The sequence below is a fragment of the Methylobacter svalbardensis genome (assembly GCF_037671525.1).
In the GTDB taxonomy this organism is placed as follows: Bacteria; Pseudomonadota; Gammaproteobacteria; order Methylococcales; family Methylomonadaceae; genus Methylobacter_A; species Methylobacter_A svalbardensis.
In genome coordinates, this window is the sequence record NZ_JAWPOH010000042.1 from 23,004 (window position 1) to 35,322 (window position 12,319).

General features: G+C 48.9%; 15 protein-coding genes. 6 read left to right on the forward strand and 9 right to left on the reverse strand.

What is annotated here, in order from left to right; all coding sequences use genetic code 11:
- Positions 1 to 96: 96 nt before the first annotated feature.
- Together RW114_RS14560 and mtnC are read left to right on the forward strand one after the other, a co-directional pair.
- Positions 97 to 708, forward strand: a complete 612-nt coding sequence (locus RW114_RS14560) for a 1,2-dihydroxy-3-keto-5-methylthiopentene dioxygenase (protein ID WP_340123484.1) — start codon at positions 97 to 99, stop codon at positions 706 to 708.
- A complete protein-coding gene (mtnC, locus tag RW114_RS14565; RefSeq protein ID WP_340123485.1) occupies positions 705 to 1,382 on the forward strand; it encodes an acireductone synthase in 678 nt (225 codons plus the stop codon). The genes RW114_RS14560 and mtnC overlap by 4 nt, the downstream gene beginning before the upstream one ends.
- On the opposite strand, the gene murI is transcribed toward mtnC, so the two are convergent.
- The 6 genes from murI to RW114_RS14595 all read right to left on the reverse strand — a co-directional run bounded on the left by murI (position 1,379) and on the right by RW114_RS14595 (position 6,865).
- Positions 1,379 to 2,176, reverse strand: a complete 798-nt coding sequence (murI, locus tag RW114_RS14570) for a glutamate racemase (RefSeq protein ID WP_340123486.1) — start codon at positions 2,174 to 2,176, stop codon at positions 1,379 to 1,381. The genes mtnC and murI overlap by 4 nt on opposite strands.
- A gap of 97 nt (positions 2,177 to 2,273) precedes the next feature.
- Positions 2,274 to 2,519, reverse strand: coding sequence for a DUF6868 family protein (locus RW114_RS14575; protein WP_340123487.1), 246 nt, complete (start codon positions 2,517 to 2,519; stop codon positions 2,274 to 2,276).
- 562 nt (positions 2,520 to 3,081) lie between these two features.
- A complete protein-coding gene (trpC, locus tag RW114_RS14580) occupies positions 3,082 to 3,882 on the reverse strand; it encodes an indole-3-glycerol phosphate synthase TrpC (RefSeq protein ID WP_340123488.1) in 801 nt (266 codons plus the stop codon).
- Between the two features lie 14 nt (positions 3,883 to 3,896).
- Positions 3,897 to 4,913, reverse strand: a complete 1,017-nt coding sequence (gene trpD, locus RW114_RS14585) for an anthranilate phosphoribosyltransferase (RefSeq protein ID WP_340123489.1) — start codon at positions 4,911 to 4,913, stop codon at positions 3,897 to 3,899.
- A 25-nt stretch (positions 4,914 to 4,938) separates the two neighbouring features.
- Positions 4,939 to 6,309, reverse strand: a complete 1,371-nt coding sequence (gene mpl, locus RW114_RS14590) for a UDP-N-acetylmuramate:L-alanyl-gamma-D-glutamyl-meso-diaminopimelate ligase (RefSeq protein WP_340123490.1) — start codon at positions 6,307 to 6,309, stop codon at positions 4,939 to 4,941.
- A gap of 19 nt (positions 6,310 to 6,328) precedes the next feature.
- Positions 6,329 to 6,865, reverse strand: a complete 537-nt coding sequence (locus RW114_RS14595; RefSeq protein WP_340123491.1) for an ankyrin repeat domain-containing protein — start codon at positions 6,863 to 6,865, stop codon at positions 6,329 to 6,331.
- Between the two features lie 71 nt (positions 6,866 to 6,936).
- Between RW114_RS14595 and apaG the strand changes: the two genes are divergently transcribed.
- Both apaG and RW114_RS14605 read left to right on the forward strand, forming a co-directional pair.
- A complete protein-coding gene (apaG, locus tag RW114_RS14600) occupies positions 6,937 to 7,314 on the forward strand; it encodes a Co2+/Mg2+ efflux protein ApaG (protein ID WP_340123492.1) in 378 nt (125 codons plus the stop codon).
- 2 nt (positions 7,315 to 7,316) lie between these two features.
- On the forward strand, positions 7,317 to 8,162 hold the full coding sequence (locus tag RW114_RS14605) for a symmetrical bis(5'-nucleosyl)-tetraphosphatase (protein ID WP_340123493.1): 846 nt from the start codon (positions 7,317 to 7,319) through the stop codon (positions 8,160 to 8,162).
- 28 nt (positions 8,163 to 8,190) lie between these two features.
- Here RW114_RS14605 and RW114_RS14610 read toward each other — a convergent pair whose 3' ends face one another.
- From RW114_RS14610 to RW114_RS14620, 3 genes are all read right to left on the reverse strand, one after another.
- Positions 8,191 to 8,682: a dihydrofolate reductase gene (locus RW114_RS14610; RefSeq protein ID WP_340123494.1), complete on the reverse strand. Its 492-nt coding sequence runs from the start codon at positions 8,680 to 8,682 to the stop codon at positions 8,191 to 8,193.
- 195 nt (positions 8,683 to 8,877) lie between these two features.
- The gene (locus RW114_RS14615) at positions 8,878 to 9,555 is read right to left on the reverse strand and encodes a glutathione S-transferase (RefSeq protein WP_340123495.1); all 678 of its coding nucleotides are present in this window, start codon (positions 9,553 to 9,555) and stop codon (positions 8,878 to 8,880) included.
- 227 nt (positions 9,556 to 9,782) lie between these two features.
- Positions 9,783 to 9,971 carry a (2Fe-2S)-binding protein gene (locus RW114_RS14620; protein WP_340123496.1) on the reverse strand — a complete coding sequence of 63 codons (189 nt, stop codon included), beginning with the start codon at positions 9,969 to 9,971 and terminating at the stop codon, positions 9,783 to 9,785.
- Positions 9,972 to 10,425: 454 nt separating this feature from the next.
- On the opposite strand from RW114_RS14620, the gene RW114_RS14625 reads away from it, so the two are divergent.
- Together RW114_RS14625 and RW114_RS14630 are read left to right on the forward strand one after the other, a co-directional pair.
- Positions 10,426 to 11,871: an ATP-binding protein gene (locus RW114_RS14625; RefSeq protein WP_340123497.1), complete on the forward strand. Its 1,446-nt coding sequence runs from the start codon at positions 10,426 to 10,428 to the stop codon at positions 11,869 to 11,871.
- On the forward strand, positions 11,868 to 12,212 hold the full coding sequence (locus RW114_RS14630) for a response regulator (RefSeq protein ID WP_479687034.1): 345 nt from the start codon (positions 11,868 to 11,870) through the stop codon (positions 12,210 to 12,212). Before RW114_RS14625 ends, RW114_RS14630 begins: the two co-directional genes overlap by 4 nt.
- The last annotated feature ends 107 nt before the right edge of the window (positions 12,213 to 12,319 follow it).

Below are 12,319 nucleotides of genomic sequence, written 5' to 3' on the forward strand. Positions count from 1 at the left end.
CAGGGCGGCTAAAGTCGCCCCCACATAAAATATACAGTTGGGGCTAATTCATTCGCCTTTACGAGATTACCGAAGACCATAAGGAGTCAAAAGATCATGAGCGCATTAACCGTTTATCCCGATAATCAACCTCGACTGCCAAGGATGGCGGAAGTGTCGCAATCGGTAGGGAACCGATGCGACCAACTTGGCGAAACATTCACCGAGTTTAGCGCCATCCAAAACCGGCTGAATGCCATAGGCGTGCAGTTTGAACGCTGGACAGCCAACGGCAAATTGGCCGCCGACGCCGATCAGGACACCGTGTTGGCCGCCTACAGCGATTCCATCGACCGCCTGAAACAGCAATACCGTTTTCAATCCGTTGATGTGATCAGTTTACATCCGGATCATCCCGACAAAGCCGCGTTCCGGCAGAAGTTTCTGTCCGAACACATCCATGCCGATTTTGAAGTGCGCTTTTTTATCGAGGGCCGCGGCCTGTTTTACCTGCACGTCGACGATAAAGTCTATGCCGTGCTGTGCGAGCAAGGCGATTTAATCAGCGTACCGGCCAACACCACGCACTGGTTCGATATGGGCGAAAATCCCAAATTTAAATGCATCCGCCTGTTTACCACGCCGGACGGCTGGGTGGCCGACTTTACCGGCAGCGACATTGCCAAATCTTTCCCCACACTTGATCAATACGTTGCCGAGCTGTCATGATTAAAGCCATCGTCACCGATATCGAAGGCACGACCTCATCGATTTTATTTGTTAAGGATGTGCTGTTTCCGTATGCGCGCGCCAATCTGCCGGGTTTTATCCGCAGCCATGAAAATGAGCCGCAGGTTAAGCCACTGCTGGAAGATGTCTGCAAAGAAGTCGGCTCAGGATTGTCTATTGAGCAAATCATCGCCCAATTGATCCAATGGCTAGACGAAGATAAAAAAGTCACGCCGTTAAAGTCCTTGCAAGGCCTGATCTGGGAAGCCGGTTACCGGCAGGGCGATTTCAAAGGCCATCTGTATGCCGATGCCGCTGAAAAACTCAAAGAATGGAAAGCTAACGGACTGGATTTATACATCTATTCATCCGGCTCGGTTTACGCGCAAAAACTGCTGTTCGCGCATACCGAATACGGCGACTTGACGCCGTTATTTTCCGGCTATTTCGACACCCATATCGGCGGCAAAAAAGAACAACAATCGTATCGCAACATAGCCGAACAACTGGCGATACCGGCGAACCAGCTGTTATTTTTATCGGACATTAAAGAAGAACTGGATGCGGCCAAAGCCGCAGGTTTTGAAACCATCTGGTTGACTCGGGACAACGCACCCGACCCGCAAGCCGAACACCGGCAGGTGAATAGTTTTGATCAAATCAGCGTAGGCTAATGAGATGGTAAAACACATACCTCGACATCTACTTGCCATAATTGAGCAACCAACGCCTGCGCTTTTTCCAGAGTACCGCTAGTCCAAAAATATTCCGTCCCTATCCTAGCCGAGTCTGCCAACAAATGATCCGCTTCAAGACGGCGGCGCAACTCCCGTGCAACTGCGGCAGCGGAATCGATGACGGCAACCTTGGACCCTGCTATCTCCTGTATCAGTGGTGCCAAAAACGGGTAATGGGTACAGCCCAACACCAGAGTATCGGCGCCCTGCTCCAATAACGGACGCACATAGCGCTCCAGCAATAATCGAGTTGTGTTGCCGGACAAATCACCCGCTTCCACTTGTTCAACCAAACCGGGACAGGCCTGACCTAGTATCTCCACATTAGTGCCATGTCGTGCAAACAACCGCACAAAATTATCGCTAGCCAAGGTTCGACTGGTCGCCAGAATGCCGATTACCCCTGATTGGGTGTTCGCCGTCGCCGGTTTTACCGCAGGCTCCATTGCAATAATCGGCACAGCAAATTTTGAGCGCAACGTTGTGACCGCCGCGCCGGTTGCCGTATTGCAGGCAACGACGATGGCTTTGACGTTTTGGCTCACTAAAAACTGGCTAATAGCAATTGACCGGGCTTCGATGAATTGCTGGGATTTATCGCCATACGGTGCATAGGCCGAATCGGCTACATACAATAGATGTTCGCCCGGCAGCGCTCTGCGAATCGCTTGCAGAACGGATAATCCGCCAACGCCTGAATCGAAAACACCAATGGGATTTGCGGCTTTCATTTTTTGAAACCTTTATCTGTCAGCTCAGGACACTAATTTTAAGAGGGAAGATAACAAAAGGTTATCCCATAGGCTTTACTCTGAGTCAGTGCTTTATTCAACTGATAATCAGCAAGGCCAAATAAGGCACCAGATTAAACATCAGTATGCCCATTTTATATAAAGCCATGCCCGCATAATGAATGGAATCGAAGCGCTCAACCGACAAGGTAAACCACCGGTTGTGAAGCCTGTACGCCCAGTCATGCGCAAACATGATAAAGAAAAACCAGTAACATACGAAGCCTAAATTGATCAGGGTAGACCACCCTAAAAATCCACGCAGCATTTCTATTGTCATCATCAATCCTCCTTTGCCATCAAGGTCTAACGCTCACGATTACACAGGACTTAAATACTACGGCATTAAAATTGACTGCACAATGCATAGGACTACCTATATACCACAATATTTTTGATATATTTATTTATAACTGTCATACTGGCTTCCGATCCATCAAGGACTTTACGTCCTCTTTTCTGCCACTGCTTTATAAAAAGTGGCGGTATTTCCATTATCATAATCAGAGAAATCCTATGAAAAAAATCAGCCATTTTTTGTTGTTAATTATTGCTGTATCGGCCCTTGCTGCATGTGACTCAGGTGTAGGCCCAAGCAGACCCGCTACAGATACAAACGTCGAAGCTGAAAAATAAGCATTTTCTAGCCAGAATAAAATTGCCGTACAACTTAATTGTCTATTACCGAGATTTTTTTTGAATTTTAACCTGGCTTAGACGCGTTGGTTTGCTCTATTAATCCGACAGCCTACTACGAAATGCTGCAAAAGTTGGTTCCATTCATGGCTCACCTGAGCTTAGTCGAAGGATTCACCATGAAAGGAATCAACATCTTACCGTTCGACCTACAAAGCAAACAACTCCTTCATCTTCTGCCCAGGGCTTTCTGCCCGCATAAACACTTCGCCGACCAGGAAAGCATAGATGTCATTATCCAGCATCAGCTGCACGTCTTCGTGCGTATGAATGCCGCTTTCGGTGATGATTAACCGGTCTTCCGGGATATCGGCTTTTAAAGCCAGCGTGGTCTGCAATGACGTTTCAAAAGTACGCAGGTTGCGGTTGTTGATGCCGATCAGTTTGGTGTCCAGCGTTAGCGCTCTTTGCAGTTCTTCCGCATTGTGAACTTCCACCAACACATCCATGCCCAGTTTGCTTGCGGCGTCCGACAGCTCGTGCATTTGGCTGTCTGCCAAAGCGGCGACGATCAGCAAGATGCAGTCGGCGCCCAAGGCGCGGGCCTCATAGATTTGATAGGGATCGATCATGAAATCTTTTCGGAGCACCGGCAACGGGCAGCGCTCTCTGACCATTTGCAGATAGACTTCAGAACCCTGAAAAAACTCCTTATCAGTTAATACCGACAAACAGGTCGCGCCGTTCATCGCGTAATCCTGTCCAATCGAGATCGGATTAAAATCCGCCCTGATCACGCCTTTGCTGGGCGAGGCTTTTTTGATTTCCGCAATGATGGCCGGTTTTTTTGCCAATACCTTGCTGTGCAGCGCGTTATAAAATCCGCGCGGACTTTCTACGCCTCCGGCAATTTCTTCCAGATTGGCGATGGTCATGCCTGTTCTGCGTCGGGCTACCTCTTCGGCTTTTTTATAGAGGATTTTTTTTAAAATATCTGGGGTATCGGTCATGGTCTCTGGTCGTTTTATGAAGTTTTTGAGTAGGCGATCAACGCCTCGAATTTGGCTTTGGCCGCGCCGCTGGCGATAAGCTCTTGGGCTTTTTCTACACCCGCGCTTAAGGAATCGGTGATATTGGCCGCGTAAATTGCCGCCCCGGCATTGAGCACCACTATATCTCTGGCCGCTCCGGCTTTATTGTCCAGCACCGATTTTACCATCACCAGACTGGAGGCTGCACCATCAACGGCCAATTCGGCCAGACTGGCACGATTGAAACCGAACTGTTCCGGTGTAACTGTGTAGCGGGTGACGACTCCGTCTTTAAGCTCGGCAATGGTTGACGGCGAGGCGATGCTGATTTCATCCAAGCCATCATCGGCATTGACCACCAGCACATGCCGGCTGCCGAGTTTTTTTAACACCTGCGCCAGCAGCTCTACCCAGTGTCGATCAAATACGCCGATCAGCTGGTTCGGTGCTCCGGCGGGATTGGATAACGGGCCTAAGAGATTGAACAGGGTTCTGACGCCCATTTCTTTACGGGCATTGCTGGTATGCTTCATTGCGCCGTGATGTTTAGGCGCAAATAAAAAGCCCACGCCGATTTCATTGACGCAATGCGCGACTTGCTCGGCGGTTAAATCCAGATTAACGCCGGCGGCTTCCAGTACGTCGGCGCTGCCGCAACTGCTGGACACGGAACGGTTGCCGTGTTTGGCAACCTGCCCGCCGGCTGCGGCGACGACAAAGGCGCAGGTGGTGGAGATGTTAAAGGTATTGGCGCCATCGCCGCCGGTGCCGCAGGTGTCGATGACATGCTCGCCTTTTACTGCCACTTTGGACGCCAGTTCGCGCATCACTTCGGCAGCAGCGGCAATTTCGTCGATGGTTTCGCCTTTACAGCGCAGCGCGATCAGGAAGCCGCCGATTTGCGCATCGGTGGCATTGCCGCTCATGATTTGCCGCATCACCTCGCGCATTTCATCGGAACTGAGGTTTTGTTTGTTCAGCAGGGCTTGCAGGGCTTGTTGTATGTGCATTCGGATTTAGGCCTTTTATTTATGTTTATAAGGGTGATCCGCAAGCATTCAACTCGTCCTGCAAGCGCTGATAAATGCCGCCGAAGCTGCCGTTGCTCATCAACACAAAATGGCCTTTGTTCCGCGCTTCAGATTTAAGCCTGGCGATGATGTCATCCAGCGATGGGTAGATTTCAATGTTAGCGGCATACTTTTTCAGCTCACTTAAATCCCAGCCCATCGCTTCCGGCTGGTAGATGATAGCCAGATCGGCATTAGCCAGAGATTCCGCCAGGGTTTTGGTATGTACGCCCAGCCGCATGGTGTTCGAGCGCGGCTCGACTATCGCAATGATGCGCTCTGATCCCACCTGCTTGCGCAAGCCGTCCAGCGTCATTTGTATCGCGGTCGGATGATGGGCAAAGTCATCATATAAAGTCACGCCGTTGATGTTTGCGATCACTTCCATACGACGTTTTACATTTTTAAACTGCCCCAGCGCGGTTATCGCATCCTTGGGCAGGATGCCGATGTGTCTTGCGGCGACTATCGCCGACAGCGCGTTGTAGACATTATGTTCGCCGGTTAACGACCATTCGACATAGCCTTGCGCTTGCTTATCCATCAGCACTTCGAACCGGCTGCCGTCGCTGTTGATCAGTTGGGCATTCCATTGGGTGTCCGAGTTAATCGAAGTCTTCGCAACCGGCGTCCAGCACCCCATCGCCAAGACCTCATTGATATTGGCGTCGCCTTCAGGGCTGATTATCAAGCCCTCTCCGGGCACCGTCCTGACCAGATGATGAAATTGTTTTTTGATCGCATCCAGATCGGGAAAAATATCGGCATGGTCGTATTCAAGGTTATTCAGGATGGCTGTTCTGGGGCGATAGTGGACAAATTTTGAACGCTTGTCGAAAAATGCGGAATCGTATTCATCGGCCTCGATCACAAAAAAGTCAGATGCTCCCAGTCGCGCCGAAATACCGAAATTTAACGGGATGCCGCCGATCAAAAAACCCGGCTTAAAACCCTGATGCTCCAGTATCCAACTGAGCATGCTGGTGGTGGTGGTTTTACCGTGAGTTCCGGCAACGCCCAGCACCCATTTATCGTGCAACACATGCTCGGCCAGCCACTGTGGGCCCGATACGTATTTCAAACCCTGATTCAGTACCGCTTCGACTTCGGGATTGCCGCGCGACAGGGCATTGCCGATAATCACCAAGTCAGGTTGACTGTCCAGATTCTCGGCCCGATAGCCTTCCATCAATACGATACCTTGCTGTTCCAGCTGCGTGCTCATCGGCGGATAAACATTCTGGTCGGAACCGCTGACCTGATGCCCCAGCTGCCGCGCAATGACGGCCAGTCCGCCCATGAATGTGCCGCAAATACCTAAGATATGAATATGCAATGTTTTATCCTTTAGTGAGTTATTTTTTGTCCGCTGGCTTCGTATCGGACTTTTCTGCCGGTTTTCCAGCGGCGCCGTCTTTGCTGGTCGCTTCTTCTATCGGCACTTCCGCCTCTTCTTTTGCCCCGGCTTTCTCCAGTATTTCAATGACTTTTTTATGGTCGGTTTTTTTGGCTCGGCCCATAACCGTCACATTTTCTTTGTCCAGCGCATTCACATCGGCTCCGGCTGCAATCAGCAAATTAACGATGTCTTCATTGCCGAAAACCAGCGCATCCATTAACGCTGTTACGCCTAAATTATCGGCGAGGCTGACATCGGCTCCGTACGCCAGCAGTAGCTTAACAATGCGTACATTGCCGTTAAAACTAGCGGCCATCAAAGCAGTGCGGCCGACGGCTGTTTTACTGTTAACATCGATCCCTTGCGCCAGCAAAGCTTCTGTTCTATCAATCTTGCCGATCATTGCCGCCGCAAATAAATCTTGACCATCTTGTGCATGCGTCGCTGTGGACAAAACTAATAATAGAATTAAAAAGCCGTCTTTATATTTCATACTGAATAGTTACTTGCGTTTAATGAAAAGTTACGATGAAATAAACACTATATAACCCATATGATCTAATAATGAACGAAAAAAACAAAATAATAGTTGAGGCCAAACCTCTTTTTATAGAAGCGCAATCTTCTCCGGATGAAGATCGCTATGTCTTTGCCTACACCATCACTATTACCAATGTCGGCAAAATACCGGCAAAACTGCTCCAGCGTCATTGGCTGATTACCGATTCCAATGGCAAAACCCAGGAAGTCAGAGGCGATGGCGTCATCGGCGAACAGCCTTATCTTAAACCCGGCGAGTCTTTTCGTTACACCAGCGGCGCGATGATAGAAACACCGGTCGGCACCATGCAGGGTGACTATACGATGCATTCGGATGATGGCGATAATTTCCGGGCAGACGTGCCCCGGTTTACCTTATCCATCCCAAGAACCCTGCATTAACAATGTCTATTTATGCTATCGGTGATATTCAAGGCTGTTTTGATGAATTATTAAGACTCCTCGATACCATTTGTTTTAATGAACACACCGATCAACTGTGGTTTGCCGGTGATCTGGTCAATCGCGGCCCCAAGTCTCTGGAAACCCTGCGCTTTGTCAAATCGCTGGGCGATTCTGCGATCACGGTGCTCGGCAACCATGATTTGCATTTACTGGCCGCGTCCTGCGCACCCAAAATAGCCAATAAAAAAGACTCGCTGTTGCCGATACTTGAAGCGCCGGACAGGGACGAGTTAATCGACTGGTTAAGGCGTAGGCCTTTATTTCATTTTAACGATGATTTCTGCCTGGTTCATGCCGGCCTTCCGCCGCAATGGGATTTTAAAAAAACCCAAAAAATGGCCTTGCTGGCGGAACAAGCCCTAAGAAGTCCTGATTATCAGGCGTTTTTAAAACAAATGTACGGCAACAAGCCCAATATCTGGTCATCCAACTTAAAAGGCGTCGAAAAGCTGCGTTTTATCATCAATTGTTTTACCCGTATGCGTTATTGCGATGTTAATGGTCGGCTGGATTTTGTTCAAAGCGGGCCTTTAGGCTCTCAACCCAAAAGTCTTGTTCCGTGGTTTGCAGCGCCTAAACGTAAAAACGCAAACATGCGCATTATCTTCGGTCACTGGTCTACCTTGGGCTATTACGAGGGACCTAACTGTTATGCCATCGATACCGGCTGTCTTTGGGGCGGCCAATTGACTGCATTAAAACTGGGTGAACCGGTGCAGCGTTTCAGCATTGATTGTCCCGAAACCAAAAAATCCGGTAAAAATTATCCGGCTGTAGCCGGTTAACCTGTTAACCAAAGCCGACTTTGGACTGCTAGCCTTTTCGTTTTTCCAGCTTCAAAAAACTGTAGCTGAACGCCGCATCAGGATCGTCCCGGATATCTTCCCGCTCCACCTCAATCCACTGAGCTGCGTCGATCTCGGGAAAAAACGTATCGCCGGGGAATTCCTGGTGTATTTGCGTCAGGTAGAGCGTATCGGCAACCGGCAGCATCGACTTGTAAAAATCCGAGCCGCCGATAACGAAAATTTCTTCAGCATCGCGGCAACTCTCCAGCGCCTTTTCAATAGCGTTAAACACCAGGCAGCCCGGTTGGCTGTATGACGGATTCCTGCTGATAATGATATTGGTACGCCCCGGCAGCGGCCTGCCTATCGACTCGTAGGTTTTTCTGCCCATCAAAATGGGCGCGCCCATGGTGATTTTTTTGAATTTTTTAAGGTCGGCCGATAAATGCCAGGGCATTTGATTGTTCAGGCCGATGGCCCGATTGCTCGCCATCGCGACGATAAGTGATATTTTCATTTTAATGCAGTATTGTTCGAGTAATTAATTTTATCCAGGCATCATACCGTGCTTATCCGGTTGTCATTTCATCAACTCAATGCAGTGAAATGGGATTTGCTTGCTTATAGCTCGGCCTAGATGGAAGCGCTACGTAGATAACCAACATACTACCGGTAGTCGATAGGTGCGACAACCGGAAATCAATACAGGGGGTTAATTAACCCCCGTTTTCTCACTGCCAAAAAATAATACCGGATCATAAGGCTTCCAGAATTGATATTTTGTCATGGCCACGCCAAATAACTTGGATGTTAAAAAGCTGTTCAGCCACTGCTTTACAGCAGGATAAGGAGAGCTCTCAAACCACTCTGAATCGACCGCCGCAAACTGGCGGATAAAAGGCAAGATAGTGGCATCAGCCAATGCAAAATAATCGCTGCACAAGAATTGACTTTGATTTAACCGTCTTTCAAGGTCGGTTAAAAACAGCTCACCTTGCTGCCTATAGTAAAGCTCGGAGTATGCCGGATAACGATCTGCATATTTATATCGGTCCAAATGGTATTTGAATTCCTCGTCATTCCGTCGGATCAATTGCACTGCATTTTGTAGCCAAGCACTATTAAGCCAATGCTCGGCATCGTTCTGACGCAACGCCCAAAACATAATATCCAGACTTTCATCAATCACCTCGCCGTTCTCAAGTTGCAGCACCGGCACAGTACCCTTAGGCGAAACAGTCAGCATCGCTCCAGGTTTATCGCGTAACTCGATCTCCCTCAATTCGACAACAACGCCGGTTATTGCAATAGCCAGACGAGCTCTCATTGCGTAAGGGCAACGCCGAAAACTGTAAAAAATGGGTCGGGTAGTTAAGGCTAATTCAATCATTTTTCAATAGTTAGGTCATTCCTCGGGCTTAGAAACATCCCTAGAGATTGGGCTGACATTCCCGTTTCGAGCGTCGACCTCATTTCACATTAAAGGGGAACTTTTGCACGCTGATTTACACCTCGGGCGCAACACGCACACGGATGTGTGTGTTGCGTGCCCAGAGATACCTTTATTTGTCCTTGGATTGCTAATGGACTGAGTAATCCGACCGGACGGTTTGCGGATTATGCGCCGGAGCTGTTTTCGGCTAAAAAATCTTTTATTTCCGCATCGCAAGATCCGCACCCAGAACAAGCGCCTGTTTCCCTTGAAATCATATCCAGATCATTGATGCCCTGAGCGATAAGCTCCTTGATTTTCTCTTTAGTTGTTCCGGTACAGTAGCAAATAACATCGTCTTTTGTATTATTCATATAGAGCTGTCAACTTATTCCATAGCGCTTTAATGATGACCCCAGAACTTTATCAACGATTTCCGGTAGTCTGGTATTAATCGATAACATGTTGGTCGATTTATCAATTTTCACGTAAAACCCCATCTTCAGGCATAACTATCTACACAACTTAAAGCTGAAAAAAATAGTAACATAGGCCATGAATATAAAAAAATTATTAGACATCGGTCCTCGCTTGGTAAAGCGTCACCAACAGTTGGTGACTGAGCATTTGAACTCCACAAACACATTGAGCGCCGACTTACGATCACTCCTAATAAAAGCACGAATTTTGTCAGTACCCAGGCAGCGTGGCGATTTTAAAAAAATAACAGACTGAGGTTGCTGCGTAATAGTTATTCAATCTTCACCACGAAGATTTATTTTTTCTGCGTTGAGCTAACAATACCCTATACGACTGACGAGCAATTTTGTGCACAAATCCATTCGAATCAAATTATTTCTAACTTTTCTGCTGACCACATTGCTGGTTGTGGCCGGCATGTATTTGTTTATGCGCTGGTCCTTGGATCGGGGCTTTAATGAACTTATTGAGACGCGGCAACGTGAACGGGTCTCAAACTTGATCGATGGACTGACCGACTATTATGCCGATACCGGCAGCTGGGAACCTCTGGCCGGGAACAAACAACAATGGATTCAGTTGCTGCTGCAATCCGATAACCGCCGTCACCGGCATCCGGCACCCTGGATGAAAAAAGCACTGACCGAGCCGCTGAACAGATGGCCTCCCGACGTCGAATCCGAAGCCCTTAGCAAACGGCGCTTCAAGCCTTTGGAAATGCGGGTGATGCTATTAGACGCTGATAAATCGATTATTTTCGGTCAACCGGAAGCGCTGTCGCAATTAACGCTGCAAGCCATCAGGCATGAGGACCGAGTCGTCGGTTTTCTGGGACTGTTGCCGGGAAAACCTGACAATCAACTCGGCGAACTCCGGTTTATGGAAAGACAGACTAAAGAATTCGCCTGGATTGCACTGTTAATGATAACGCTTTCCGCCGTTCTGGCACTTTTTCTGGCCTATATTCTGGGTCGGCCGATCAAGCGTATTACTGCAGCAGCCAAAGCGCTGGCCGTCGGCCGTTATGATGTCCGCCTGCCAGTCGAATCCGGCGATGAACTCGGACAGCTGGCGCGTGATTTTAATGAAATGGCCGCCGCTCTGGAACAGTCGGAACAGGCCAGACGGCGTTGGGTTGCCGATATTTCCCATGAGTTGCGTACCCCATTGTCGGTATTGCGCGGGGAATTGGAAGCATTGCAGGACGGTATTCGTCCAATGAACCGTGCAGCCATCGATTCTTTGTTCGGCGATGTTATGCGGCTAAACCGGTTAACGGAGGATCTTTATCAATTGGCCTTGTCCGACCAAGGCGCATTGACTTACCGAAAAGCTGTTATTGATCCGATAGCCGTTTTAACAGCGGACTTGGCTGCGCTGATGCCTGAATTCGACAGTAAACAGCTGAGCGTTCAACTGATCGATACCACTCAAGGCACTGTTCGTGTTTATGCCGATCCGGACCGTTTATCGCAGCTGTTCCGCAATGTGCTGAAAAATAGCGCCAACTATACCGACAGCGGCGGCCGTCTGGAAATCACTGTCGCAAAAAAGGCGGATACCTTGTTCATCGATATGGCCGATAGCGCCCCGGGGGTATCCGATGAGGAAAGGGAGAAATTGTTCGACCGGTTTTACCGGGTCGAACATTCGCGCAGCAGAAATCACGGAGGCGCCGGGCTCGGTCTGGCCATTTGCCGAAACATAGTCGCCGCGCATCATGGCCTTATCAAGGCTCAGACTTCACCTCTGGGCGGACTCGCCATACACATTGAATTACCGGTGCAATCATGACCTTAAACGATACCAGTCTGATTTTAATCGTCGAAGATGAACAAAAGCTCGCCAAGCTGGCAGAGGATTATCTGCAAAATGCCGGTTTTGCCACCGCTACGCTTGGCGAGGGCAATGCGGTTGTGCCCTGGGTCAAACAGCAGCATCCGGATCTGGTGTTATTGGATCTGATGTTGCCGGGTTGCGATGGTCTGACGATTTGCCGCGAACTACGCAGTTTTAGCAAAGTGCCGATTATTATGGTTACCGCGCGCATAGAGGAAATCGATCGTTTACTGGGTCTGGAAATGGGTGCCGACGATTATATTTGCAAGCCTTACACTCGATGTTCAAGTTTTTAAATTTTTTGCAGCCTGATTCTTGGAAAATTATCCAGCAGCACGGTACTGTAGCGAAACCGTCGGCCCTAAACGCCCCAAATCCCTCCCAACCATATGTTTTCCAGAAG

Coding starts and splice junctions, on each gene's coding strand:
- RW114_RS14575 (WP_340123487.1), bottom strand. CDS start 2,519: ATGATGACAATAGAAATGCTGCGTGGATTTTTAGGGTGGTCTACCCTG.
- murI (WP_340123486.1), bottom strand. CDS start 2,176: ATGAAAGCCGCAAATCCCATTGGTGTTTTCGATTCAGGCGTTGGCGGA.
- RW114_RS14630 (WP_479687034.1), top strand. CDS start 11,868: ATGACCTTAAACGATACCAGTCTGATTTTAATCGTCGAAGATGAACAA.
- RW114_RS14560 (WP_340123484.1), top strand. CDS start 97: ATGAGCGCATTAACCGTTTATCCCGATAATCAACCTCGACTGCCAAGG.
- RW114_RS14615 (WP_340123495.1), bottom strand. CDS start 9,555: ATGATTGAATTAGCCTTAACTACCCGACCCATTTTTTACAGTTTTCGG.
- RW114_RS14595 (WP_340123491.1), bottom strand. CDS start 6,865: ATGAAATATAAAGACGGCTTTTTAATTCTATTATTAGTTTTGTCCACA.
- trpC (WP_340123488.1), bottom strand. CDS start 3,882: ATGACCGATACCCCAGATATTTTAAAAAAAATCCTCTATAAAAAAGCC.
- apaG (WP_340123492.1), top strand. CDS start 6,937: ATGAACGAAAAAAACAAAATAATAGTTGAGGCCAAACCTCTTTTTATA.
- RW114_RS14620 (WP_340123496.1), bottom strand. CDS start 9,971: ATGAATAATACAAAAGACGATGTTATTTGCTACTGTACCGGAACAACT.
- RW114_RS14605 (WP_340123493.1), top strand. CDS start 7,317: ATGTCTATTTATGCTATCGGTGATATTCAAGGCTGTTTTGATGAATTA.
- trpD (WP_340123489.1), bottom strand. CDS start 4,913: ATGCACATACAACAAGCCCTGCAAGCCCTGCTGAACAAACAAAACCTC.
- mtnC (WP_340123485.1), top strand. CDS start 705: ATGATTAAAGCCATCGTCACCGATATCGAAGGCACGACCTCATCGATT.
- RW114_RS14610 (WP_340123494.1), bottom strand. CDS start 8,682: ATGAAAATATCACTTATCGTCGCGATGGCGAGCAATCGGGCCATCGGC.